At 72.2% G+C, this 24678-nt stretch carries 22 protein-coding genes, 3 tRNA genes and 1 pseudogene; 13 read left to right on the top strand and 13 right to left on the bottom strand.

Annotated features, from left to right (window positions below):
- The first annotated feature begins 10 nt into the window (after positions 1–10).
- Positions 11–148 carry a hypothetical protein gene (locus DFP74_RS33405; protein WP_158612951.1) on the top strand — a complete coding sequence of 46 codons (138 nt, stop codon included), beginning with the start codon at positions 11–13 and terminating at the stop codon, positions 146–148.
- A gap of 246 nt (positions 149–394) precedes the next feature.
- Positions 395–1564, top strand: coding sequence for a GDSL-type esterase/lipase family protein (locus tag DFP74_RS01515; protein WP_233571285.1), 1170 nt, complete (start codon positions 395–397; stop codon positions 1562–1564).
- A 74-nt stretch (positions 1565–1638) separates the two neighbouring features.
- Here DFP74_RS01515 and DFP74_RS01510 read toward each other — a convergent pair whose 3' ends face one another.
- The 8 genes from DFP74_RS01510 to DFP74_RS01475 all read right to left on the bottom strand — a co-directional run bounded on the left by DFP74_RS01510 (position 1639) and on the right by DFP74_RS01475 (position 7362).
- The gene (locus DFP74_RS01510) at positions 1639–2421 is read right to left on the bottom strand and encodes an ABC transporter ATP-binding protein (protein WP_121180053.1); all 783 of its coding nucleotides are present in this window, start codon (positions 2419–2421) and stop codon (positions 1639–1641) included.
- Positions 2418–3449 carry an iron ABC transporter permease gene (locus DFP74_RS01505; RefSeq protein WP_233571284.1) on the bottom strand — a complete coding sequence of 344 codons (1032 nt, stop codon included), beginning with the start codon at positions 3447–3449 and terminating at the stop codon, positions 2418–2420. Before DFP74_RS01505 ends, DFP74_RS01510 begins: the two co-directional genes overlap by 4 nt.
- A gap of 89 nt (positions 3450–3538) precedes the next feature.
- Positions 3539–4591: an ABC transporter substrate-binding protein gene (locus DFP74_RS01500; protein WP_233570756.1), complete on the bottom strand. Its 1053-nt coding sequence runs from the start codon at positions 4589–4591 to the stop codon at positions 3539–3541.
- A 197-nt stretch (positions 4592–4788) separates the two neighbouring features.
- Positions 4789–5490 carry a hypothetical protein gene (locus tag DFP74_RS01495; RefSeq protein ID WP_147453796.1) on the bottom strand — a complete coding sequence of 234 codons (702 nt, stop codon included), beginning with the start codon at positions 5488–5490 and terminating at the stop codon, positions 4789–4791.
- Between the two features lie 665 nt (positions 5491–6155).
- Entirely contained in the window at positions 6156–6332 is a 177-nt protein-coding gene (locus tag DFP74_RS33735) for a hypothetical protein (protein WP_199725441.1), read from the bottom strand.
- 756 nt (positions 6333–7088) lie between these two features.
- Positions 7089–7165: transfer RNA gene (locus tag DFP74_RS01485), tRNA-Val, on the bottom strand.
- A 14-nt stretch (positions 7166–7179) separates the two neighbouring features.
- Positions 7180–7250, bottom strand: a tRNA-Cys gene (locus DFP74_RS01480).
- Between the two features lie 39 nt (positions 7251–7289).
- Positions 7290–7362 (bottom strand) — tRNA-Gly (locus DFP74_RS01475).
- A gap of 196 nt (positions 7363–7558) precedes the next feature.
- Here DFP74_RS01475 and DFP74_RS01470 point away from each other — a divergent pair.
- The 3 genes and pseudogenes from DFP74_RS01470 to DFP74_RS01465 all read left to right on the top strand — a co-directional run bounded on the left by DFP74_RS01470 (position 7559) and on the right by DFP74_RS01465 (position 10223).
- Positions 7559–8752 (top strand): molybdopterin molybdotransferase MoeA, encoded by a 1194-nt coding sequence (locus DFP74_RS01470; protein ID WP_121180050.1) that lies wholly within the window; start codon positions 7559–7561, stop codon positions 8750–8752.
- A 139-nt stretch (positions 8753–8891) separates the two neighbouring features.
- Positions 8892–8981, top strand: a pseudogene (locus DFP74_RS34145) (hypothetical protein); the annotation flags it as partial.
- A gap of 66 nt (positions 8982–9047) precedes the next feature.
- On the top strand, positions 9048–10223 hold the full coding sequence (locus tag DFP74_RS01465; RefSeq protein ID WP_121187956.1) for an IS30 family transposase: 1176 nt from the start codon (positions 9048–9050) through the stop codon (positions 10221–10223).
- 65 nt (positions 10224–10288) lie between these two features.
- Here the strand turns inward: DFP74_RS01465 and DFP74_RS01460 are convergent, their stop codons facing one another.
- Positions 10289–11995: an MFS transporter gene (locus DFP74_RS01460; RefSeq protein WP_121180049.1), complete on the bottom strand. Its 1707-nt coding sequence runs from the start codon at positions 11993–11995 to the stop codon at positions 10289–10291.
- 172 nt (positions 11996–12167) lie between these two features.
- Between DFP74_RS01460 and DFP74_RS01455 the strand changes: the two genes are divergently transcribed.
- The 3 genes from DFP74_RS01455 (at position 12168) to DFP74_RS01445 (ending at position 14825) form a co-directional block, all read left to right on the top strand.
- On the top strand, positions 12168–12719 hold the full coding sequence (locus DFP74_RS01455; protein WP_121180048.1) for a TetR/AcrR family transcriptional regulator: 552 nt from the start codon (positions 12168–12170) through the stop codon (positions 12717–12719).
- 443 nt (positions 12720–13162) lie between these two features.
- On the top strand, positions 13163–14347 hold the full coding sequence (gene manA, locus DFP74_RS01450) for a mannose-6-phosphate isomerase, class I (protein WP_121180047.1): 1185 nt from the start codon (positions 13163–13165) through the stop codon (positions 14345–14347).
- A 103-nt stretch (positions 14348–14450) separates the two neighbouring features.
- Positions 14451–14825 carry an FKBP-type peptidyl-prolyl cis-trans isomerase gene (locus tag DFP74_RS01445; RefSeq protein WP_121180046.1) on the top strand — a complete coding sequence of 125 codons (375 nt, stop codon included), beginning with the start codon at positions 14451–14453 and terminating at the stop codon, positions 14823–14825.
- A gap of 213 nt (positions 14826–15038) precedes the next feature.
- On the opposite strand, the gene DFP74_RS01440 is transcribed toward DFP74_RS01445, so the two are convergent.
- Positions 15039–16214, bottom strand: a complete 1176-nt coding sequence (locus DFP74_RS01440; protein ID WP_121180045.1) for an acyl-CoA dehydrogenase family protein — start codon at positions 16212–16214, stop codon at positions 15039–15041.
- Positions 16215–16431: 217 nt separating this feature from the next.
- On the opposite strand from DFP74_RS01440, the gene DFP74_RS01435 reads away from it, so the two are divergent.
- Positions 16432–17067 carry a TetR/AcrR family transcriptional regulator gene (locus DFP74_RS01435; RefSeq protein ID WP_121180044.1) on the top strand — a complete coding sequence of 212 codons (636 nt, stop codon included), beginning with the start codon at positions 16432–16434 and terminating at the stop codon, positions 17065–17067.
- A 78-nt stretch (positions 17068–17145) separates the two neighbouring features.
- Here the strand turns inward: DFP74_RS01435 and DFP74_RS01430 are convergent, their stop codons facing one another.
- Positions 17146–18804, bottom strand: a complete 1659-nt coding sequence (locus DFP74_RS01430; protein ID WP_121180043.1) for a hypothetical protein — start codon at positions 18802–18804, stop codon at positions 17146–17148.
- Positions 18789–19562: an ABC transporter ATP-binding protein gene (locus tag DFP74_RS01425; RefSeq protein ID WP_121180042.1), complete on the bottom strand. Its 774-nt coding sequence runs from the start codon at positions 19560–19562 to the stop codon at positions 18789–18791. Before DFP74_RS01425 ends, DFP74_RS01430 begins: the two co-directional genes overlap by 16 nt.
- A 155-nt stretch (positions 19563–19717) precedes the next feature.
- Between DFP74_RS01425 and DFP74_RS01420 the strand changes: the two genes are divergently transcribed.
- Positions 19718–20998 carry a sensor histidine kinase gene (locus tag DFP74_RS01420; RefSeq protein ID WP_121180041.1) on the top strand — a complete coding sequence of 427 codons (1281 nt, stop codon included), beginning with the start codon at positions 19718–19720 and terminating at the stop codon, positions 20996–20998.
- A gap of 8 nt (positions 20999–21006) precedes the next feature.
- Positions 21007–21690 (top strand): response regulator transcription factor, encoded by a 684-nt coding sequence (locus DFP74_RS01415; RefSeq protein WP_121187955.1) that lies wholly within the window; start codon positions 21007–21009, stop codon positions 21688–21690.
- A gap of 60 nt (positions 21691–21750) precedes the next feature.
- Here DFP74_RS01415 and DFP74_RS01410 read toward each other — a convergent pair whose 3' ends face one another.
- A complete protein-coding gene (locus tag DFP74_RS01410; protein ID WP_121180040.1) occupies positions 21751–22326 on the bottom strand; it encodes a TetR/AcrR family transcriptional regulator in 576 nt (191 codons plus the stop codon).
- 118 nt (positions 22327–22444) lie between these two features.
- Here DFP74_RS01410 and DFP74_RS01405 point away from each other — a divergent pair, with 118 nt between their 5' ends.
- Positions 22445–23938, top strand: coding sequence for an FAD-dependent monooxygenase (locus DFP74_RS01405; RefSeq protein ID WP_121180039.1), 1494 nt, complete (start codon positions 22445–22447; stop codon positions 23936–23938).
- 252 nt (positions 23939–24190) lie between these two features.
- Entirely contained in the window at positions 24191–24637 is a 447-nt protein-coding gene (locus DFP74_RS01400; RefSeq protein ID WP_121180038.1) for a carboxymuconolactone decarboxylase family protein, read from the top strand.
- Positions 24638–24678 lie beyond the last annotated feature (41 nt).

Below are 24678 nucleotides of genomic sequence, written 5' to 3'. Positions count from 1 at the left end.
GATCCGCCGGTTGTTCAACCTGATCGGCAAGGATGAGGAGGCCGTTGAGCTGGGGCTCTACTGGTCCGCTCATCGGCGCGGCCACCAGGCCGCAGCGCGCAGGCACCACTTCAAGCGGCGCCTGCGCCTGCAAGTCATCCAGATCTAGCTATGTAGTACTAGGGCGTGTATGACGGACACTCACCCTGCTGCGCGACGCCCCAGCGGCACCCTCACTGCGTTCTCATCAGTCAACAGCCACACCAGGATGCTTCCTTCTTCGGCCTTGCGAGGCCACCACTGGATGCGCCGCTCGCGACGGGCGGCATCCGTCATACACGCCCTAGCGTGCGTCGGGAAGGCCGTGCCGCGCCTTCCGGACGTACCGACCGAACCACCGGCGAGCGAGGCCCACGTGCACGACCTGATCTCCGTCCCCCTCGAAGCCGGCCTCGTACGCGGAGCCCTGGACCTGGAGCACACGGAGCAGGGGATCCTGCCGCACCGGCTGCCCGCCTGGGCGCGTGCCCAGTACCCCGACGGACAGCTGGCCATGGCCGAGTCGCAGCTTTCGGGCGTGCGGGTGGTGGCGCGTACGCGGGCCACCGTCCTGGAACTGGACACGTTCCGCACGACCATGGTCTACCGGGGTGTCCCGGCCCGGCCGGACGGCGTCTACGACCTGCTGGTCGACGGGCGGCTCACGGCCCAGGCCAGTACCACCGGGGGCACCGTGACGACCCTGGACATGGCCACCGGTGCCGTGGACACCGAGACCGGGCCGCCCGGCACCGTCGCGTTCCGGGGACTGCCCGACCGCGAGAAGCTCGTGGAGATCTGGCTGCCGCACAACGAGACCACCCGGCTGGTGGCCCTGCGGGCCGACGCCCCGGTGACGCGGGCGCCGGCCCCCGACCGGCCGGTGTGGCTGCACCACGGCAGTTCCATCAGCCAGGGGTCCAACGCGGTGAGTCCCAGCACCACCTGGCCCGCGCTGGCCGCCGCCCACGGCGGGGTCGAGCTGGTCAACCTCGGTTTCGGCGGCGGCGCCCTGCTCGATCCCTTCACCGCCCGCGCCATGCGCGACGCCCCCGCGGACCTCATCAGCGTCAAGATCGGCATCAACCTGGTCAACGCGGACGTGATGCGGCTGCGCGCCTTCACCCCGGCCGTGCACGGCTTCCTCGACACCATCCGTGAGGGCCACCCCACCACGCCGCTGCTGGTCGTCTCGCCGATCCACTGCCCGATCCACGAGGACACGCCCGGTCCGGGCGCGTTCGACACCGAGGCCCTCCGGGAGGGCCAGGTGCGCTTCCGCGCCACCGGCGACCCCGCGGAGAGCGCCGCCGGCAGGCTGACGCTCCGCGTCATCCGCGACGAACTGGCGCGGGTCGTCAAGCAGCGCGCGGCCGACGACGCGCACCTGCACCACATCGACGGCCTCACCCTGTACGGCGAGGCCGACTCCGTCGATCTGCCGCTGCCCGACCGGCTGCACCCGGACGCCGCCGCCCACCGGCGCATCGGCGACCGCTTCGCCGCCCTGGCCTTCGGCCCCGGCGGGCCCCTCAGCGTGGGCTGACCGGACCCGCGGGGACCGGACTCGTCGGGACCGGGATCGGGCCGCGGGTCCGGTCACGACCGCGGCGACGGGGTTCAGGGGCGCGTGGGGACGCGGCCCGGGTGGAAGGTGATCATCGGGCGGTTCGTCGCCTCGTCCACGCGCACGGTGGTGTCGACCTCGTACACCTCGGCGATGAGCTCCGGCGTCAGGACCTCGGACGGCGGCCCTGCCTGGACGGCGCGGCCGTCCTTGAGGATCAGAAGCGAGTCGCAGAACATCGCCGCGAGGTTGAGGTCGTGCAGGGCCACGACCGTGGTGACCGGCAGTTCGCACACGAGCTGGAGCAGATCGAGCTGGTAGCGGATGTCGAGGTGGTTCGTGGGCTCGTCCAGGAGCAGCTCCCGCGGTTCCTGGGCGAGCGCGCGGGCGATGTGCACGCGCTGCTGCTCACCGCCGGAGAGCCGGTGCCACAGCTCGCCCGCCTTGTGCGTGAGCCCGGTCCGCGCCAGTGCCTCGGACACCGCCCGGGCGTCGGCCTCCCGGTCCCCGCCGAAGGTGCCCCGGTGCGGGATGCGCCCCAGGGAGACGATGTCGTGCACGGTGATGTCCACGACCGTGTCGGCGTGCTGGGTGACGATGGCGATCGCCCGCGCCGTCTCCCGGCGGGAGACGGTCGCCAGCGAGGTGTCGTCCAGGGTGACCACGCCCGAGGTGGGCCGGACCGCGCCCGCCAGCAGTCTGATGAGCGAGGACTTGCCCGACCCGTTGGGGCCGAGCAGGCCGATGGTCTCGCCCGGCCGCGGGTCCAGGCAGACCCCGTCGACGACGAGCCGGCCTCCCCGGTTCCACGTCACCTCTCGGGTCCGGAGTGTCACAGGCCCCTCCTACGGCGAAGCATGATGGCGATGAACACCGGCACCCCGACCAGGGCGGTGCCCACGCCGACGGGCAGCGGTGAGGGGGAGAAGACCACCCGGGAGAGGGCGTCGACCCACACCATGAAGACCGCGCCGATCAGCGCGGTCACGGGGACCAGGCGGGTGTGGCGGGGCCCGGTGAGGAACCGGGCCGCGTGCGGGAGCACGAGTCCGACGAATCCGATGGCTCCGGCCACGCTGACCAGCGTGGCCGTGAGCAGCGCGGTGACGATCATGAACGTCGCGCGTGCCCGCCGCACGGACACGCCCAGCGAGGAGGCGACCTCGTCTCCGAAGGCGAACGCGTCAAGAATCGGGGCGCGCACGAGGCAGAAGGCCGTCCCGGCGAGGACGACGAGCGCGCACAGCACGACGTCGTTCCACCGCACGCCCTCCAGGGAGCCGAGCAGCCAGAACATCACGCCCCGGGCCTCGTCGTTGTCGGCGAAGGCGAAGATGATGAACGAGGTCAGCGCGGAGAACAGCTGCGTCACCGCGATGCCGGCCAGGATCACCTTGTCGTTGCTGCCGCCGGAGAGCCGTGCGATGAGCAGGACGACGGCGAAGGCGGCGGCGGAACCGAGGAACGCGCCTCCGGAGATCCCCAGAGCGGCGCCGCCGACTCCCAGGATGCCGACGATGACCGCGCCGGTCGAGGCGCCGGAGGAGATCCCGAGGACGTAGGGATCGGCCAGCGGGTTGCGCAGCAGCGACTGCAGGATCACCCCGCACAGTCCCAGGCCCGCGCCGCAGGCCGCGGCCACCAGGGCCCGCGGCAGGCGGTCGTCCCACACGATGGCGTTCTTGGACACGCGCACCGGGATGTCGGTGATCCCGAGGTGGTTGAGGACGATGTCGCGCACGTTGACCAGGGACACGTCGGCCGGACCGAGGGTGATGGCCACCCCGATCGAGGCCAGGAGCAGCGCCAGCGAGCCGGCGCCGATGCCCAGGAACCGCAGCCGCGATCCGCCCGGAGCCCGCACGTGAGCGGGTGCCGCCGGTGCCGAGGGGGCGGGGCCCGCCGCGGGGGCAGGAGCGGGGTCGGCCGCGGGGTCGGCCTTCGCGTGGGTCGTCACTCGGTCTCCTCGAAGGAGCGCAGTCCGTCGGCCAGGGCCTCCAGCCCGTCGATCGTGCGGATCGACGGGTTCATCTCGGCGCCGTGCAGCGAGATGAACCGCTCCTGCCGGACCGCGGCGAGGTCCCGGGTGACGGGGTCGGTGCTGAGGAACTCGACCTTCTCGTCGAGCTGGTCACCCGGCCAGCGCTCACGGCTCAGGTCGGCCAGCACGAGGACGTCGGGGTCCTCGTCGACGAAGCTCTCCCAGGTCGAGGCCGGCCAGTCGTCGTCGAGGTCGGCGAACACGTTGGTGGCGCCGACCTCGGTGGCCAGGAGGTTGGCCGACCCCATCCCGCCGGCGACGTAGGGGGTCCGCAGGTCGGCGAACCAGAAGGCGATGCTGGAGCCCGAGGCGTCGACGTCGGCGAGGGCCGCCTGGCGGCGCGCCTCCAGTTCGTCGACCAGTTCCTCGCCCCGGGCGGGGACGTCGAAGATCCGCGCGAGTTCGCGGATCTCCTGGTAGACGGAGTCGACGGTCAGCGGTTCGGTGCGGGTGCCGCCGCCGTTGATGCTCGTTCCGCCGTCGCAGTCGGTGGGGGACAGGTAGGTCTCGATCCCGGTCTCGTCGAACCGGGCGCGTTCGGCCACGCCGCCCTGGGCGAAGTGGCGTCCGAACGACGCGGTGACGAAGTCGGGATCGGTGTCCAGGGCCACCTCGTAGGTCGGGGCCTCGTCCGAGAGCCGGGGCACCTCGTCGTTGGCCTCCGCGAGGTCCTCCAGTACCGGGTCGGTCCACGACGCCGTGCCGACCATGCGGTCCGCCAGACCCAGGGACAACAGGATCTCGGTCGATCCCTGGTCCAGGGAGACGATCCTTTGCGGTGCGGCGTCGAACGTGACCTCCTGACCGCAGTTGTCCACGGTGAGCGGGTAGGTCGTCTCGCCCTCGCCGACGAGGGCGGTCTGCTCCGGAACCGGTTCGGACGCACCGCAACCGGTCGATGCCGCCACCAGCAGGGCGGTGCCCACGGTGGCGAGCGAGTTGCGTAGGGTCACTGTGGCTGTCACTGGTTCGTCCTCTTCCTTCGGGCCCGTGCGCCCGTACGGCCGCCTTCGGCAGGGGTTATGTTAGCCTCACCTTCCTTTCCGGGGAAGAAATTTCTGGGCATAGCGAATGAGGGACAAACCACACGGTGGCCGGGCGTCGCCCGGGGGAGGGGCCCGCCACGGCGGTGCGGTGCCCGTACCGCCCGCGAGGACGGGCCTCAGTCGGTCTCGCCGACCTCCAGGACGCGCTGTTGCACGAGCGCGGCGATCGCCTCGGTCCGGTCGATCGTGTCCCTCAGGTCCTCCCGGGCCTCGAAGGAATGGCGCTCGTTGGACACCTGGACGATGAGGTTGCCCATGGTGAAGGCGGTGGCCGCCATGATCATCGGAGACGGGTCCGCCTCGTCGGTCTCGATGTCGCTGACGGCGAAACTGATACCGCCGTCGCCGAACCCGACCGACCGCCAGACACCGTTTTCGTAGGTCCATCCGTCGATGGTGAACGCGCCGATCTCTTCCTCGGCCAGGGACCCCTCAGCCTCGTCGAGGTGCGCGCGTATCCACGCACGATGCTCCGCCAACTGCGGGTCGTCCGGTTCGAGGACCTCGACTTCGGCTCGGAAACGCATCTCGGACCAGTCGTGCGGTGCCAGGTCGCACGCCAGCCGGGTCGAGTCCCCGCCGGCCGTCAGCTCGCCCGTGATCCTCAGGGACCCGCTTCCGGCGGCCTCCTCCAGCTCGGCGGTGGGGAGGGCCTCGGCACAGTCGGGGAGGGCGGTGTAGACCGTTCCGGGCATGGCCCAGAGGACGCCCGCCGCGGCCGTCGCGAGGACGAGCGCACCGACGGCACCGCCGATGACCAGGGGTCGCCGGCTCCTCCGGCGCGGTGGCCCGTGGGGAGGGGGAGGCTCTGCCGGCATGGGGTTCTCCAGGGGGCGCTCCGGGGGCACGGCCCTTCCGGCCGCACGGGCACACCGAGGGGGCAGGGCACGGCACGCACTTCCAGGGTGCCACCCCCACCCTCGCGGAACAGGGGGCCACGTGCCTTCCCCGGACCCGGCGGCCGTTCCGGAACTCGGACCTCGGACCCCGGACACAGCGAAAGGCATGTGCCGGATCTCTCCGATACATGCCGCGCGGATACAGTCACACAGGCAGCCGTTTGCTCCTGGACAGCTCTGACAATCGCTGTACCTGTGGGTCATCCACCAAGAGCACCGAGTACCCCGGCAGGAACTGGACGTGGTGTGTCCTGCGTTCTTCGGAGCCGGATTTCTGCATCCTGGGACCACGTGACCCTTGAAGGATTGTGGGACGTCGTGGACACCCCGCCGAGTTCCGGCGCAAAGTCCTGAACGTGGTCCAGGTGGGGCCATGGATTTCCGGGGCGTCGCGGGGCGGAACAGCCGACCGGGCAGAGGAGCGGAGAAAGAAGCGAGTCAGGGGCCAGTTGGGGGCCAGGCAGGAGTCAAACCAGACAGGGAAAGGGCACACGCCGGATCTCTCCGACGCGTGCCCCTGGATTCGGCCGCTCAGGCCTCACACGTGTGGCATCCGTGGTTCACCGCAGCATAGGCGGCGGGGTTCATCGTCGCGTGCGGCGACGCCCCCAACCCGTGCCGTAGCCCGCCACGTGCAGGGCGAGGAAGATCAGCCCGGCGAGGGCGAGGGACGTGGTGGTGATCAGACCCGCGATGCTCTCACCGAGGAGCTCAAGAAGCAGGGCCAGGCCGAACAGAACGGCGGCGATAGTTGCGAACACTGGAGACCTCCTAGGGGGTAGGTGTGTTCCGTTGTGTTTCGCTGTGATCTCTCACCTACCCGTCGATCGAAGGGGCAATCACGCCGGTCGGCCATCAGGGTGTGTTTCAGGCTGATGTGTCCCCCAGGTAGCGCTGCACAGCGTGGTCGTATCCGGTGGCGCGGGTGTACGAGAGAAAAAGCGCAGCGAAGGCAGCGGGGCCTGGGTACGGGTCCTTTTCGGTCGCGTTGTTTGGGATTTATCGGGGCTACGCAAGAGGCGACTTCGCGGGTGCGAATTCGGTGGAAGAAAGGTGGATTGGTGTGTGGAGAAAGGGGTGGAAGAAGGGCTCTGCCCACCATAACGCCGTTCTCGTTGGACCAGGTGCCGTGGACGGCGCCGGCGCGTCAGGTACAAGCAGCCGGACGGCACGTGGGCCTTGGAGTCCGGTCTCGAGACCAAGGAGGCCGCCCTGGGTTGGGGTCGGGGCCAGGAGACCGACATCCGCCGCCACACCTGCGCCGTGGGAACTTCGCCCGAGATGCGGCGGCGTGTACTCAGCGTGCTCGAAACCCGGGGGGAGCGTGGCGGCTCTCACGGTTCGGGAGCGGGAACGGCTCTTCACGATGGGGCCGGAGCTGGAAGAGTACTACCGCGGAAACAGCGAAAGCGGGCTCCCGGAGGAACCCGCTTCGATGTCGATCTACCAGTCGTCTCCCGGTCCGGGGGCCCGGACACGCGAAAGGCCAGAGCCGAAGCTCTGGCCTGCGGTGATGCTGGTGGGCGATACAGGACTCGAACCTGTGACCTCTACCGTGTCGAGGTAGCGCTCTAACCAACTGAGCTAATCGCCCGCGTGAAGCGTGGGAGGTGGAGACGGGATTTGAACCCGTGTAGACGGCTTTGCAGGCCGCTGCCTCGCCTCTCGGCCACTCCACCGAGTGCACGTGGAGTGACTGCTCACTCCCGCCTTCTCCGAGCGGACGACGGGATTCGAACCCGCGACCCTCACCTTGGCAAGGTGATGCTCTACCAGCTGAGCCACGTCCGCTTGCTGCTTGGCCGGGCCCCGTTTCCGTGGCCCCCGCCGTGCTGCTGATAAGAACTCTAGCGGAAAGTCCGCAGACGGCAAATCGGCGCTGGAAGAGCGCGGTGCGCGGGCTTGCCGGAGAGTCCCGGGCGTCCGCCTCCACCGCGGGCGGCCGCCCTGGTGGACAATGGGAACACGCGCACGACGGGGAGACCGCATGAGCTGTAGCGACCACACCTCCCGGGCCGGGGACCAGCCCGGCGCGCACAGGGAGTGGCCGCGGGCACGGGAGGCCGCCGAGCGGCTCGGCGCGGAGCTCGCCCCGACGCCCCGGGACCTGCCGCTGGGCCGGGCCCTGGGCGGTGTGCTCGGTGCCGACGTCACCGCCCTGGTCGGCCTGCCCCCCTTCGACGCCTCCGCCATGGACGGCTACGCGGTCGCCGGCCCCGGTCCCTGGCGCCTGGTGGGCACGCAGCTCGCCGGAGCGCCGAGCGCCCGTGAGGCTTTGAGACCGGGGGAGGCCGTGGAGATCGCCACCGGCGCCCGTGTGCCGAAGGGCACGGAGAGCGTCCTGCCCTACGAGCGCTCCGACGTGGACGGCGAGGTCGTCTCGGGCGGGATCGAGCGCGGCCGGCACGTGCGCTGGGCGGGCGAGGAGACCGAGCCCGGGGAGACCGTCCTCGCGCGCGGCGCCCGGGTGACCCCCACCGTGCTGGGCCTGGCCGCCGGCCTGGGCCACGACACGCTTCCCGTGCTCCTGCCCCGGGTGTCGGTGCTGGTGACCGGAGACGAACTGGCCACGTCGGGCCTGCCGGGCGAGGGCAGCGTGCGCGACGCGATCGGCCCGCTGGTGCCCGGGTTCCTCGGCTGGGCCGGCGCCGAGCTGTGCGAAGTCCGTCACCTGGGCGACGACCGCGCGGCCCTGGTGGAGGCGGTCACGGCCGGTGGGACGGACGTGGTCGTGGTGTGCGGTTCCTCCTCCAAGGGGCCCGCCGACCATCTGCGCGCCGTGCTGGAGGAGGTCGGCGCGGCCACCGTGGTGGACGGGGTCGCCTGTCGGCCGGGCCACCCGCAGGTCCTGGCGCACCGGGACGGCACCGCGTTCGTGGGCCTGCCAGGAAACCCGGGCGCCGCTCTGGTGGCGATCCTGACCCTGCTGGTGCCCCTGGTCAGTGCCCTGGCGGGCCGCCGCGACCCGACGCGTGCACCGGGCACGGTCGAGCTGGAGGGCGACGTCGCCGCGCATCCGCGCGATACCCGGCTGCTTCCGGTGCGCCTGGTCGGCGCACGCGCGCGGCCGGTCGGCCACGACCGGCCCGGCAGCCTGCGGGGGGCGGCCCTGGCCGACGCCTACGCCGTGGTGCCGCCCCGGTGGGACGGCGCCCCCGTCGAACTGCTGCTCCTGCCCTGACCGCACGCGCGTGAGGGCCCCGGGGGAGATCCTTGGGTTCTAGCGGTGGTCGCAACACCCTGACTTTGGGGAGGTTGCGGCCACCGTGTCGTTTTCGAAGAAGGAACTGGCTCGTCTGCGAACACAGTTCCTCGAGCAGATGGCCGAGATCGGTAGCGTCACCGAGGTCGCACGCCGCCTCGGGGTGAACCGCAACACCGCGTTCTCCTGGGCCAGGAAAGCCGGGCTGCGCTCCCAACGCCAGCAACGACCGCACCCGGCACGCCAGGAGTACGAACGCCTGCGCAACAGCGCCGTGCCCCGCCCAGAAGCCGCACGACGAGCCGGGATCAACGAACGCACCGCCCGGGACTGGGACCACGGGGTACGCAAGTCCCGCAACTCCAGGTTCTACCCTGATGGCCGCCGTGTGAACTACTCCACCGGACAGACCACCATAGAGTCCATGACCAGTCCTCCAGCAGCGCTGGACACACTCCAAAAGCAGGTCCACCCGCGTTTTCTGACCCTCGCAGACCGGGAGCGGATCGCGGATCTGGACCGAGCGGGGTGGAGCCGGCGGGCGATCGGCCGCGACCTGGGGCGCCCGGCCTCCACGATCAAACGCGAACTCGACCACCACCGCAACGCCGATGGGTCCTACGGTGCCTATACCGCCCAGCGTCGGGCGAGCGCCCAACGGGTGCGTCCCAAACCCGCCAAACTCGCTGCCCCGGGCCGCCTGCGGGACTATGTCGCCCAGGGACTGCGGAAGCGGTGGTCGCCGGAGCAGATCAGCAACCGGCTCGTTGAGGACTTTCCCGGCGAGGAGGACATGCGTGTGAGCCACGAGACGATCTACCAGGCGCTCTACGTCCAGTCCCGCGGCGGGCTCAAACGCGAGGTCTCCGCGGCGTTGCGCACCGGCCGGCTCCGACGCACGCCGCACCGCTCACCCGAGCACAGGCGGAGCCGGTTCACCGATCCGATGGTGATGATCAGCGAGCGCCCCGCCGAGGTCGAGGACCGTGCCGTGCCGGGGCACTGGGAGGGCGATCTGATCACGGGTGCGCACAACAAGTCCGCGATCATCACCCTGGTCGAGCGCTCCACCCGGTACGTGATGCTGGGGCACGTGCCCGGCGAGCACACCGCCGAGGCGGTCGGGGGTGTGCTGAGCGAACTGATCACCGCGCTGCCTGATCATCTGCGGGGGTCGCTGACCTGGGACCAGGGCAGCGAGATGGCCGGCCACAAGGCGTTCAGCGTGGCCACGGGGGTGCCGGTGTTCTTCTGCGATCCCGCCTCCCCCTGGCAGCGCGGATCGAATGAGAACACCAACGGGCTGCTGCGCCAGTACTTCCCCAAGGGCACGGACCTGTCCGTTCATGGCCGGCTGGATCTGGAGCATGTCGCTCAGGAACTGAACGAGCGTCCACGCAAGACGCTCGGCTGGGAAACCCCAGCCGAGCGTCTGGCTACACTCGTTTGATCAACGAGGTGTTGCGAGGACCCCTTGAATCCGCCATCCCCCGGGGCCCTGCTCGGTCACACGTCTCAGGCGTCCCTGGTCGTGCTCACCGGTGCGGTGCGCTCCGCGGCGTCCTCCCGGACGCCTTCCCGGGAGCCTTCTCCGGTGTCCGCCCTGGTTCCGGTGGACTCCGGCGCAACGGAGGCCGATCCGGACTCGTACTCCACGGCCGGGTTGCCGTGCCCCCGCAGCAGCAGGCACGCCTGGACCGCGGCCGCCAGCACGATCACCACGGCGATCCCGCTGGTGAGGTGCATACCGCTGGTGAACGCGTTCTGCGCGGCCGCCATCAGGTCGGCCCCGGCGGACCCGCTCAGTCCGGCCGCGGCGTCGGCCGCGCCGCCCAGGGTCTCGCGGGCGGAGTCGGTCGCCGCCGCCGGTACGCCCTCGACCTCGGTCAGGTCGGCCCGGTAGGAGGCGGTCAGCACACTGCCGAGCACCGCGACGCCCAGAGCGCCGCCCAGCTCGTAGGCGGTCTCGGAGATCGCCGAGGCCGCGCCGGCGCGCTGGGGCGGGGCGGCGCTCATGATCGCGCCGTTGGTCAGGGTCTCGGCGAAGCCGGCCCCGGCGGCGATGAGCGCGAAGCCCACCGCCACGAGCACCACGCCCGTGGCGGCGTCGTCGGCGGAGGTGAACACCAGCACGGCGAAGCCGGACGCGGTGACCACCAGGGCCGAGCCGATGACCGCGGCCAGGCTCATCCGGCGGGCGACCCGCACGGCCACGAAGCTGGTCAGCACGGACAGGACCAGACCTGGCACCAGGACGTATCCGGCGTGCATCGGCGACATGCCCAGGACCAACTGCAGGTACTGCGTCAGGAAGAACAGCGACGACACCAGCGAGAACACGATCATCAGGTTCGTGGCGACCGCCACGCTGAACACGCGGGACCGGAACAGGTCTACGTCGATCAGCGGGTCGGCCAGCGTCGTCTGCCGACGCACGAACACGTACCCCAGCGTCAGACCCAGCACCAGCGCCACGATCGGGACCAGGGCCGGGCCCTCGGTCGCCAGCTTCTTGACGCCGTACACGGCGGGCAGCATCGCGCCCAGCGACAGCACCACGCTCGGCACGTCCAGCCGGCCCGGGGACGGGTTGCGCGACTCGCGCACTAGCAGCGGGACCAGGACCAGGATCAGCGCCATCACCGGCAGGTTGATGAGGAAGACCGATCCCCAGAAGAAGTGCTCCAGCAGCCAGCCGCCCAGGATCGGGCCGAGGGCCGCCCCGGCGGAGAAGCCGGACGCCCAGATGGCGATGGCCAGCAGCCGCTGGCGCGCATCCAGGAACATGTTGCGCAGCAGGGACAGGGTGGAGGGCATCAGCGACGCGCCCGCGACGCCGAGCATGGCGCGGGCGGCGATCAGCACCTCGGGCGTGGGCGCGAAGGCGGCCAGCAGCGAGGCCGCGCCGAAGGCGGCCGAGCCCACCATGAGCAGTCGGCGGCGGCCGACGCGGTCGCCGAGCGATCCCATGGTGATCAGGAGGCCGGCCAGGACGAAGCCGTAGATGTCGATGATCCACAGCAGCTGTCCGGAGGTGGGCCCCAGTTCCTCGCTGAGGTCGGGGACGGCGAACCCGAGCACGGTCATGTCGACCGAGATCAGGACGACGGGAAGGACCAGGACGGCGAGTGCGGCCCACTCGCGCGGTCCGGCCAGGGCCGGTCCGGCGCCCTGGGCGCCGCGCGCGTCGGTGGTGCCGTGCCCGGCCTTGGCGGTGCTCATCTTTCCTCGTTACGTGTCGCTGGTGGGGCGGCGCCCGGTTCCGGGCGCGCCGGTCGCCGGGCGGGAGGCCGCGGGCTCCGGGCCTGGCGAGGGACGGTGGCGGGAGGTGGATCTCCGGCCATGATGAACCGTCCAGACGGTACAGTACCGTCCAGCCGGTACAGTGTCAATCGTGAACGCTTCCACCACACGCGACCGGATCCTCGACGCGCTCCAGGACATCCTCATCGACGAGGGCCACTCCGGGGTGACCCTCGAGGCGGTCGCTCGCGCCGCCTCCGTCTCCAAGGGCGGGCTGCTCTACCACTTCCCGTCCAAGGCGGCCCTGATCACCGGCCTCATCGAACGACTCTCCGCCCTGGCGGAGGAGGAGTTCCGCGAGGCGGTGGAGAGCGGCGAGGGCGTGGTCCGCGTGTTCCTGCGCACCTCGCTGCCCCGCAGCGCGGAGGAGCGCGAGCTGTACTGGTCGGTCATCGCCGCCCTGCGCAGCAAGGAGGACATGCCCGAAGAGGCCGCCGAGCTCGTGCGGTACCTGTTCACCCGGTGGGGCGAGCTGCTGCACGAGGAGCTCACCGACCCCGTGCTGGCCGAGATCATCCTGCGGGCCGGGGACGGGCTGTACATGGCGGCCATCGCCGGGCTTCCCCAGCCCGACGCCCAGCTCACCCAGGACGTCTTCGACCGCCTCGTCGAGGCCTCGGACCAGGTGCGCCGCCCGCGCTGAGGTCTGGTCCGCGCACTCCGGCCGGGTGCCGGCCGCTCCCGCGCGGCGGGGGCGAGGTGTCCGCCCGCCGGTGCGGGGAAAGATCACGACCAGGAAACGGTACTCGTGCGACGCGGGGGCGGCCACCGGTTTCTCTGTGACCCCGGAAGGGTCGGGAGGCCCTGTGCGCAGGGGGCTTCGGCGTGTGCGGGCCGTTCCAGGAAGGTCACCATGTGGTGCTTTTCACGTGTTGGGGATCGTGATTTACTTCCCAGTAACTTCTTGGTCGTCACCAGGGCCCGCCGCCGTCGGGTGCTCGCCCGACCGGGAGGGTGAAGTGTGCACTACCTCTAGGAGTAGGGCGTGCCGTGTCGACCAGGACTGAAGCTGTTCGCGAGACTGTTCCCACCTCGCTCGGGGACGTCGGCGGGGTGAGGACGCGCAGACGGGAAAGCGGGGGGCGGATGCACAGGCTCACCAACCAGGTACGACCGTACGCCTGGGGTGCCCGCACCGCCATTCCGCGGTTGCTGGGCACCGAACCGGACGGGACACCCCAGGCCGAGCTGTGGCTGGGCGCCCATCACGGCGCGCCGAGCACCGCGCTCTGCGAGGACGGGCCCCGCCCCCTGCCCCGGCTGATCGCCGACGACCCCCACCGTGTCCTGGGACGCAGCGCCGCCGAGCGCTACGGCGCGCGACTGCCCTTCCTGCTCAAGTACCTGGCGGCCGAGGCCCCGCTCTCCCTGCAGGTGCATCCGGACGCGGCCCGCGCCCGCGCCGGGTTCGACGCCGAGGAGCGCCGGGGCATCCCCGTGGACGCCGCGCACCGCAACTACCGCGACCCCCACCACAAGCCCGAACTCCTGCTCGCGCTGGAGCCCTTCGAGGCCCTGTGCGGATTCCGCGAGCCCGCCGCCGCCCACGCGGACCTGCGGGGCCTGGCCTGCGAACTCGCGGTCCGGCTCCGCGCCGACCTGGCCCTGCCCGACACCCACGACGCCCTGCGCGCCGCCCTGACCCGGCTGCTCACCCTGCCCGACGGCGAGCGCGCCGACCTCATCGATGACTTCGTCGCGGAGTGGTCCGGCGCCGGGCCCCGCGGCGCGCACACCGACATCGTCGCCGACCTCGCCGACCGCTACCCGGGCGACCCCGGGGCGGTCGCGTCCCTGCTGCTGAACCGGATCACCCTCTGGCCCGGCCAGGCCCTGTACCTGCCCGCGGGCAACCTGCACGCCTACCTCCAGGGCACCGCGGTGGAGGTCATGGCCAGCTCCGACAACGTGCTCCGGGCGGGTCTGACCGGCAAGCACGTGGACGCTCCGGAGCTGTTGGATGTGGTGGACTTCGCGGTCCTGCCCATCCCCTACGCCCGTCCGGCGTTCCTGGACGGTCGGCGTGAGTTCCGTCCCGCCGCCCCCGAGTTCGCGCTGCACGAGATCGGCCCGGGGCGCATCGCGGCGCACCTGCCCGGCGAGGGGCCGTCCGTGGTGCTGGCCCTGCACGGCCAGGTGGAGCTGGTCGCCGAGGTGGGGGAGGGACTCGTCCTCCAGCGCGGCGAGTCGGTGTTCGTGCAGGCGGGCAGCGGTCCGATCAAGGTCGAGGGGCACGGACACGTGGTCGCGGCCACGGTCGGGGAGCCCTGACGGCGGACGCCGGCCGCCGATCCGGCCTGTCCGCACCGGAGCGCACGCGCACGCAGATAACCTGGGCCCCTCTGTTCCCATAGCACTGACAAGGGGTTGCACCATGGCGCTCGAGCGTCCCGAGATCGACTTCATCGACGGCCCGCCGCCCGCCGACCTGGTCGTCACCGACGAGAAGATCGGTGAGGGTGAGCAGGCCGGACACGGCAACACCGTCGAGGTCCACTACGTGGGTGTCGCCCACTCGTCCGGCGAGGAGTTCGACGCCAGCTGGAACCGCGGCGAGCCGCTGCGCTTCCGTCTGGGCTCCGGCCAGGTCATCAGCGGCTGGGACCAGGGCGTCATGGGGATGCGCGTGGGCGGCCGCCGCAAGCTGGTCATCCCGCCGCACCTGGCCTACGGCGACCGCGGCGCCGGCGGCGTCATCAAGCCGGGGGAGACCCTGGTCTTCGTCGTCGACCTGGTCGGCGTCAGCTAGCCACCGAATTCTCCGCCGCCCCGCTCGCCCCAGGTCCCCGCGCGTAGCGCTCCCGGGCGACGGTGGGTGACGGGAGGTCGGGGCTGCGCCCGTGGGCGTCCGTTGAGGGTGGTAGCCCGTTCCCGCGTGTAGCGCTCCCGGGCGATGGCGGGTGACGGGAGGGCCCGTGCCGTGCTCCCATACACGGCACGGGCCCCCTACTGCTCCCGCTTCCTACCCGAGGGTTGCGCCCACCGTCACGTGGCCCTTGAGCAGGTCGCGGGCGATCGTGCGGCGCTGGATCTCGTCGGTGCCCTCGAAGATGCGCAGCAGCCGCAGGTCCCGGTACCAGCGTTCGATCGGCAGCTCGCGCGTGTAGCCCATGCCGCCGTGGATCTGCATCACCCGGTCGACGATCTCGTTGGCCTTCACACCGCCGAAGAGCTTGGCGATGGACTGCGCGTGCCGGGAGTCGCGGCCCTGCTCGACCTGCCAGGCGGCGTGCAGCACCAGCAGGCGCAGCGCCTCGATCTCCATCTGGGAGTCGGCGATCATCCACTGGATGGCCTGGCGGTCGGCGATCGGCGCGCCGAAGGTGTGCCGCGACTTGGCGTGCTCGATGGCCATGCCCAGCAGCCGCTCGCAGCCGCCCAGTGCGCGGGCGGGCAGCAGGTAGCGGCCCTTGCCGATCCACTTCATCGCCAGCGTGAAGCCGTGCCCCTCCTCACCGAGGATGTTGGCGTGCGGCACGCGGACGTCCTGGAAGACCAGCGACGCCGGGCGGCGCTCGCCCATGGTGTCGATCGGCTCGGAGGTCCAGCCCATGTCGCGGTCGACGAGGAAGCACGTCACCCCGCCGTTGGCGCCCTTGTCCTGGTCGGTCACGGCGAAGACCATCGCGAAGTCGGCCTCCTCACCGCTGGTGATGAAGGTCTTCTCCCCGTTGATCACCCACTCGTCGCCGTCGCGGACCGCGCGGGTGCGGATGGCCTTGGCGTCGGAGCCGGCGCCCGGCTCGGTGATGGCGAAGCAGGATCTGCGCTCACCGGCGATGGTGGGCAGCAGGTAGCGCTCCTTCTGCTCCTCGTTGGCGTAGTAGAGGATGTTGTCGGCCTCGCCGCCGAACTTGAAGGTCAGGAACGTCCGGCCGAGCTCGGTCTCGATGATGGCCGCGGTGATGGGGTCGAGCCCCATGCCGCCGTACTCCGTGGGCGTCTCCACACCCCAGAAGTCGGACTTGCGGGCCAGAGCCTGAAGGTTCTTGCGCTCGTCGCCGTTGAGCCCCGGGGGGTGCCCCTCGCGCTCGCGACGCAGCACCTCGTTCTCCAGCGGCATCAGTTCCCGCTCCACGAAGGTCCGGACCCAGTCGCGGACGGCGCGCTGTTCTTCGCTCAATGAGAAATCGATCACGGCCTGCTCCCCAATAACCTAACACTGTTCGGTTACTTGAGCGTACGATGTCCACCGCCACTGGTGCAAGGGGGGTCGCGTCCCGCCGTGGGCCGGCGGGGTCCCGGGCCGGACCGGAATGTCGCCGAAGTGCCCCTGGAGCGGGCCGGCGTGCGATGATCAGCGCGGACGCCGGACAGGCCGGTTCGTCCACCACAGTGCAGAAGGGGATCCTTCCGTGGCCCGACCCAAGACACCGATCCTGAGCAGGCCCGCCATCCGCCAGGCGGCCCTGACCCTCATCGACCGGGACGGGCTCGAAGGGCTCTCCATGCGCAAGCTCGCCCAGGAGCTCGACGTCCAGGCGGCCTCCCTCTACAGCCACTTCCGGACCAAGGAGGAGCTGCTCACCGAGATCGCGGACGAGGTCACCACGCGCATCGACGTGTCCGGTTTCGAGAGCGGGAACTGGCGCGAGGGGCTGGCCCAGTGGGCGCGCTCCTACCGCGATGCCCTGGCGGAGCACCCCAACCTGGTCCCGGTGATCGCGTCCGGACCGGGGCGGCGGGAGGAGGCCCTGCGCCGGGCCGACGTCGTGCACGGCGGCCTGGTCAACGCCGGGTGGCCGCCCAAGTACGCCACCATGATCGGCGCCTCCACCAAGTACCTGGTGGTCGGCGCGGCCACCAACTCCTTCGCGCGCGGCTTCGACGACGACGTCCGCGTCTACCGCGACCGCTACCCGAACCTCTCCCAGGCCCACCGCCTGGCCGAGCACGCCACCGAGATCGACGACGCCAGCTTCGAGCTCGCGCTCTCGGCCTTCCTGGACGGGCTCACCCGCGTCTACGACGACGTCCGCGCCCACGCCTGACCCGCGGGCCCGCGCCGGCGCCTGGCCAGCGGACCCGTGGGACCCGCGGAGCCGTGCCGTACACGGACCGTGGGCGGGTCAGGAGCCGGTGGGCTTGATCTCGGAGTTGCCCTTGATCGCGGCCCGCTCCAACCGGTCCAACCACGTGCCAGGCTCGGGCACCGTCCGGGCGGCGATCTCACGGCCGTACCGGATGCGGGCGAAGGTCTCGGGCAGCCGCGCCTCCAACCGGCGGTAGGCCACCCGGCCCAGCCACCAGGCGGCGAGCACACCGTTGGCCAGGGCCACCGGTACCGCCAGCCACGGGACCCCGGCCGGGGCGGCGAACACCAGGGCCAGCGCCGTGGGCGCGCACAGCACCGGCAGGGCCGGCAACGACAGCCACACCTGGACCTGGTTGTCCCCGCTGTCGTTGGCGTCCACCCGCAACTGGGGGTCGACCCCCGGCGAGACCGCCACCACCGACAGAAGCAGGGACAGCCCGCTGCCCGCCCCGAAGAGGGCGAGCAGGCCCGAGACCACGTACGGCCACGCCCAGTGCGAGCCCGTCGCGACGATGAAGACCACGCTCAGCAGGGCGGACGCCGGGACGATCAGCAGCGCGATCGCGATCTGGCGCCCGCGCACGTCGGCGCGCAGGGTCGCCCGGTCCTGGCCGATCACCGTCAGCCACAGCGCCGTCCCGTCGTGGCCGTACATGTTCGCGGTGGCCAGCGCCATGACGAACGCGCCGATCACCCCGGCGAACGGGGTGATCACGGCGTAGTCGCCACTGGACAGCGTCAGCAGGCCGGTGAACAGCCCCGCCCACAGCGCCGCGCGCACCTCCAGGCCGCGCCACGGATCGCGCCACCACTGCCGCAGCTCCTTGCCCACCACCGCGCCCAGCGGCGTGTCCGGGAGCAGGGACCGCCGGGTCATGACGCGGGCGCCCAGAGGACGCGAGCGGCGCCGCGTGCCGCGCGGCCGGACCGTGGGGGCGAGCAGCAGCGAGGTCGCCACGACCAGGGCCGCCGTCACCAGCGCGAACAACCCCAGCCGGGCCAGCGCCCCCGCCGTGTCCCCGGCGGCGAAGGCCTCGATCGCCAGCACCGGCCACGACGTCGGCAACAGCGCCAGCACCCAGGTCACCGCTCCGCCGCCCAGCCCTTCGCGCACCAGGCCGCCGGCCGCGCTCACGGCCGGTTGCACCGCCATCCACCCGAAGAAGAGGCCGGCGAGGATGAGCCCCCACTGCACGGACGCGATCTCCACCCCCAGCCGGGAGCGCATCGCCGCGCCCAGGGCCCGGAACACCAGCCGCGACAGGCTGATCACGAACACCCACAGCAGCAGCATTCCCGGCACCGCCACAACGGCGGCCGCGGGGTCGAGCGCCAGGGCGTGCCACACCAGCACGCCCATGGCCGCCAGCGTCACCACGGGACCGATGTCGACGAACACGGTCACCAGCAGCAGCCACCCCACCCGGCGCCGGTCCAGGGGCAGCAGCGAGAAGTACTGCGAGCGCAGCACACCGGTGCCGTTGGCGATGGTCGGACCGAGCATCCACCCCGCCGCCCAGACCGCGAACGCCAGCATCAGCAGCTCCGAACGCACCCGGTCGGAGCCCGCCGCCACGGCCAGGTACCAGGTCAGCGCCGTGCCGCCCACGACGAGGGCGATGGCCAGGATCCGCGAGAACGAGGTCGAGTGGCGCTGGATCGCGAACTTGAGCCGGATCAGGAGGAGAGCCACGCCAGCTCACCGTCCTCCACCTCACGCGCGCCCACCAACCGCACGAACGTGTCCTCCAACGTGCCGTCCACCCCGCGGACCTCGCTGAGCGAACCGTCGGCCAGGACGCGGCCCCGTGCCATGATCGCCACCCGGTCCGTCAGCTGTTCCACCAGCGCCATGACGTGGCTGGAGATGACCACGGTGCCCCCGCCGTCCACGAACCGCCGCAGGATCGCGGTGAGCACGCGCGCCGAGACCGGGTCGACCGCCTCGTACGGTTCGTCCAGGACCAGCAACCGCGGCGCGTGCAGCAGCGCGGTGGCCAGGCCGATCTTCTTGCGCATGCCGGTCGAGTACTCGGCGACCAGCACCGCGTCCCGCTCGGCGCCGTCCAGCTCCAGGACGCGCAGCAGCTCCTCCGCCCGGGCCCGTGTCACCTCGCGGCCCAGTCCGCGCAGCCGCCCCCAGTAGGTGAGCAGTTCGCCGCCGGTGAGCCGCTCCGGCAGCGCCAGCCCGTCGGGGAGCACGCCCATCAGCCGTTTGGCGCCCACCGGATCGGTCCACACGTCCACACCGAGCACGCGGGCGGTTCCCGCGTCCGGCCGGAGCAGGCCCACCGCCATCGACAGGGAGGTCGTCTTGCCCGCGCCGTTGGGCCCCACCAGGCCCAGCATGGTGCCGCGGGGGACGGCCAGGCTCACCCCGTCCGCCGCTCGGGTCTCGTTGAAGGTCTTGGTCAGCCCGTCCAGTTCGAAGGCGGGCACGTCGTGATCCATGTCCCGATCGTGGACCGGCCCGGGACCGGAGCGCATCGGCCGGGTGGCCACCGTCGGCCGTCCGGTGGGACGGTTCCGGCCCGGCAAACGCCGACCGGCGGCGGAGGCGGAGGCGCCCGCGCCGATCTACATTGGACCGAGCGGAGGAGGTGGCGATGGCGGACGAGCACCGGGACGACGAGCACCGGGACGGCGAGCCGCCCGAGGGAGGCTCGCTCCGGCGTGCCCGGACCGTGGACGCCCTGCTCTTCCTCTTCGCCCTGCTGGTCTGGGCACAGAACCTGTGGAGCGTCCGTGCCGGTGTGAACGCCTACATCCCGTCCTTTCTGGTGGGCCCCGACCTCGCACTGGGGCTGGCGGCCTGCCTGGCCCTGTGGTGGCGGCGCCGCTTCCCGGTGCAGGTCGCGCTGCTGACGGGGGCGGTCGCCGCGCTGTCGGTCTCGGCCCTGGGCGCGCTGCTGGTGGCGCTGGTCGGGGTGGCGGTCTACCGACCGCTGCGGTGGTCACTGCCCGTGGTCCTGCTGGCCACGGTCCTGGCGGTCCCCTGGGCGCTCCTGGTCCCCGAGGGCGCGTTCGCGGTCGTGGGCACCCTGGTGATGGCCACCGCCGTCATGTGGGCCTGCCTGGGCTGGGGCGTGGCCATCCGGGCCCGCCGCCAACTGGTCGCGCGGCTGCGCGAGGACGTGCGGCGCGAACGCCGCGAGCGCGAGCGCCGGCTGGAGGGCGCGCGCGCCGACGAGCGCAGGCGCATCGCTCGCGAGATGCACGACGTCGTCGCCCACCGGATGTCCCTGCTGTCCGTCCACGCCGGTGCGCTGGCCTACCGGACCGAGCGCGCCGAGGCAGGCCGCGCCGCACCGCTGGACCCGGCCGAGATCGGCGACGCCGTACGCGTCATCCGCGACAACGCCCACCTGGCGCTGGACGAGTTGGGCGACATCCTCACCGTGCTGCGCTCCGGTGACACCGGGCCCGCGGCGGGGGAGGACCCCACCGGTACCGCCGCGCCCCAGCCCGGGCTGGCCGACCTCACCCGTCTGGTGCAGGAGTCCGTCGCCGCCGGGCAGCGGGTCGGTCTGGCACTGGAGGTCCCCGAGGGGGCCGAACCGGCCGGGCAGGTCCGGCGCACCGCCTACCGGGTCGTGCAGGAGGGACTGACCAACACGCGCAAGCACGCGCCGGGCGCACGTGTGGAGGTCGAGGTCCGGGGCGGTCCCGGCCGCGGCCTGGAGGTGGTCGTGGCCAACGCCCTGCCGGTGGGCGTGGCCGCCACCGAGATCCCCGGCGCGGGGGAGGGGCTGACGGGACTGGCGGAGCGGGTCGCGCTGGACGGAGGCCGCCTCGCGCACGGGCCCGAGGCAGGGCGCTTCCGCCTCGCCGCCACGCTGCCCTGGCCCGCGGACGCGCCCGCCGACCCTCCGGCCCGGATGCCATAGTGGGCGGCGTGACCGATCCCGTACGCGTTCTGCTCGTCGACGACGATCCCCTGGTCCGGTCCGGACTGCGGATGATGCTCAGCGGTGACGACGGCATCGTCGTGGTGGCCGAGGCCGGCGACGGCACCGAGGTACCCGCCGAGGTGGCCGAGCACCGGCCGGACGTGGTGCTCATGGACGTGCGGATGCCCGGCCTGGACGGCATCGCGGCCACCCACCGGCTGCGGACCGGGCCGGAGCCGCGGCCCCAGGTGCTGGTGCTGACCACGTTCGACGCCGACGCCACCGTGGTGCGGGCGCTGCGCGCGGGCGCGGCGGGCTATCTGCTCAAGCACACCGCCCCCGAACGGATCGTGGAGGCGGTGCACCGGGCGGGCGCGGGCGAACCGGTGCTCTCGCCCAGCGTGGCGCGCGCCCTGATGGACCGGGTGGCCGGGCAGGACCCCGTCGAACGGGAGGAGGCGCCGTCGCGGCGCGACCGGGCCCGCGCGCGGCTGGCCCTGCTCACCGGCCGCGAGCGCGAGGTGGCCGAGGCGGTGACGGAGGGCCTGTCCAACAGCGAGATCGCCGCGCGGCTGTACATGTCGATGGGGACCGTCAAGGCGCACGTGTCCAGTGCCCTGACCAAGCTGGACCTGTCCGGCCGTGTCCAGCTGGCGCTGCTCACCCACGACGCCCGGTCCCCGGACTGACCGGTCCCCAGATCGACCTGTCCCCGGACTGACCGGTCCCCGAGCCGACCGCCCGCCGGGTCAGCCCCCGGCGGCGGCGACCAGGGCGGCGGCGACGCGGTCGGCCTCCTCGCCCTCGGGCAGCGGCACGCCGGTGGCCAGCCGCGCCATGATGACACCGCTGAGCAGGTCGGCGACCAGCAGCGCGCGGCCTGCGTCGGCGATCTCACCGCGCGCTACGGCCCGCTCCAGGATCTCCGTCACCAGGTCCGAGCGCCGGCCCAGCACCGCGCGCAGGAGGGCGCCGCCCTCGGAGCCCTGGTAGGCGGCGGCCAGGGCGTGCCGGGCGAGGGGCTGGACGTCGGACCGGCCGAAGACGGAGTAGACCCGGGCGACCGCGACGGCCAGGTCGCCGCGCAGCGAGCCGGAGTCGGGGACCTCGATCCGCTCGATGGTGACCTGTTCGGCCGCGGCCAACAGCAGGTCGTGCTTGGTGGCGTAGCGGCGGAACACCGAGGTGCGCCCGACCCCGGCCCGCGCCGCCACCTCGTCGAAGGTCAGGTCGAAGCCCCGCTCGGTCAGTAGTTCCACCGCCGCGGCGAGGATCGCCGCGTCCACGGTCGGGTCGGGGCGTCGGCCCCCGCGGCCGCCACTCATCACTCCGCCCTCCAGGGGGTCTTGACAGCAGTTCTGGCACTCGTAGTATCGGTACTGAAGGTTCCGGAACTCATAGTACCTGAACCGGACACGGGACACACCCACCCCAGGAGACGTCATGACCGTCATCGTCGTCGGAGCCGGGCCCACCGGCCTCATGCTCGCCGGAGACCTCGCCGAAGCCGGGATCGAGGTACGGATCCTGGAGAAGCGCGCCGAGGAGTCCAACCTCACCCGTGCCTTCGCCGTCCACGCCCGCACCCTGGAACAGCTCGACGCCCGCGGCCTGGCCGACGAGCTCGTGGAGCAGGGCTTCCCCGTCAAGGGAGTGGACGTCACCTTCGGTGAACGCGGGATCCACCTGAGCATGGAACACCCCGAGAGCCGCTTCCCCTACGTCCTGATGGTCCAGCAGGCCCGGACCGAGGCGCTCCTGCAGAGCCGGGTCGAGCGCCTGGGCGTGCCCGTCGTCAGGGGAGCCGAGGTGACCGGACTCGCCCAGGACGCGGACGGCGTGACCCTGACCGTCCGTACCGCCGAGGGGGAGCACACCGAGCGCGCCACGTACGCGGTCGGCACCGACGGCGCGCACAGCACCGTCCGCGAGCTGTTGGGCGTGCGGTTCAGCGGCCACAGCTACAACACCCACATCATCCTCGCCGACGTCCGGCTCGAGGACGAGCTGCCGCCCAGGGTCAACCCCTTCATCGGCGACGACGGGATCGCGCTCCTGCCGCCCTACGGCGACGGCTGGTTCCGCGCCACCGTCTGGGACCGTGCCCGCCAGGACACCCCGCTCACGGAGCCCGTCACCTTCGACGAGCTCGCCGAGTCCCTCCAGCGCCTCTCCGGCGGGCGGCTCCGCCTCGCCGAGACACGCTGGTCCACCCGCTTCCTCAGCGAGCGCCGCCAGGCCCGGCACTACCGCGTGGGACGGGTGTTCCTGGCCGGGGACGCCGCCCACGTCCACTCGCCCATGGGCGCCATGGGGATGAGCACCGGGATCCAGGACGCGGCCAACCTGTCCTGGAAGCTCGCCGCCGCCGTGCGGGGCCGGGCGCCGGAGTGGCTCCTGGACTCCTACGAGTCCGAGCGCCACCCCGTGGGCCGGGCCACCCTGCGCCTGAGCGACGTCATCCTGCGCATGGCCGTGGCCCCGGCCGCCGTCCGCGCGATCCGCCCCTACGTGGCGCCCGCCCTCATGGGCGTCGAACGCGTCGCCCGCCGGGTCCGCCTGCTGATGTCGGGGCTCGGGTACTCCTACACTCCGCCCGCAGCCGTCACGCCGTCCGAGGCCACGGGCGAGCGCGTGGGCGACGTCGCCCTCACCGTCGACGGCACCGACACGCGCCTGTACGAACTGATGGACGGGGTCCGCTTCCTGCTGGTGGACACCTCACCGGAGGGCGCAGCGGCCGATGCCGCCGCACCCTGGGCCGACCGGATCCGCGTCGTGCGCGCCCGGGGCGACCTGCCCGGCGGCGCGACCGCGCTGCTGGTGCGGCCCGACGCCTACACCGCCTGGGACGCCCGGCCCGGCCAGGACGACCTCGGTGAGCGGGTGCGCGGGGCGCTGGCGCAGTGGGCCGGACCCGTCGGCGCCCGGACCTGAGCGGTCGGAGCGCGCGGGACCCGGCCATGCCCAGAGGCTCTGCCCACGGCGGGGCGCGGCGACGAACGCACCGCCGGCCACGCCCCTCAGGGGAGCGAGTCAGGTGCCGTCGTCGGGTGCGCGGGGCGACTCCGCCGGGCATGTCGACGCACCGCTGCGCGGCCATGCGGAGGGGGCGGTTGGTAGCGTCGGCGCCACAGGGCCGCGCGCACGCGCGCGGCCGGGTCGACGAGGCTGGAGGAGGCGCCGTCCATGGCTGACGCACGGGTGGTCTGGTCCAAGAAGGTTCCGGAGGTCTACGGCAAGCTCGACGAGATCGACAAGGTCATCGCCGGCCACCTGGATCCGATCCTGCTCGAACTGGTCAAGCTGCGCGCCTCCGTCCTCAACGGATGCGCGTTCTGCGTGGACCTGCACACGCGTCGGGCGCTGCAGGAGGGCGAGACCCAGCAGCGCCTCTTCCTGGTCCCGACGTGGATCGAGGCGGGGGAGATCTTCACCGACGCCGAACGCGCGGTCCTCGCGCTCACCGACGAGATGACCCGGATGGGGGAGCACGGGGTCTCCGACGAGGTCTACGGTGCGGTCGCCGAGCACTTCGACGAGGAGAAGCTCGCCGCGCTGCTCGCCGCGATCGCGATGATCAACCTGTACAACCGGCTCGCGGTCGCCTCGCACCTGCACCCGCGCCGGCGCTGAGCTCCACGGGGCGTGCGCCGGAGCCCGGCGCGCGCCCCGCC

The organism is Nocardiopsis sp. Huas11 (assembly GCF_003634495.1).
Taxonomy (GTDB): domain Bacteria; phylum Actinomycetota; class Actinomycetes; order Streptosporangiales; family Streptosporangiaceae; genus Nocardiopsis.
The sequence above is the reverse complement of the archived record's forward strand: the minus strand, read 5'-3'. Positions and strand labels throughout refer to the sequence as shown.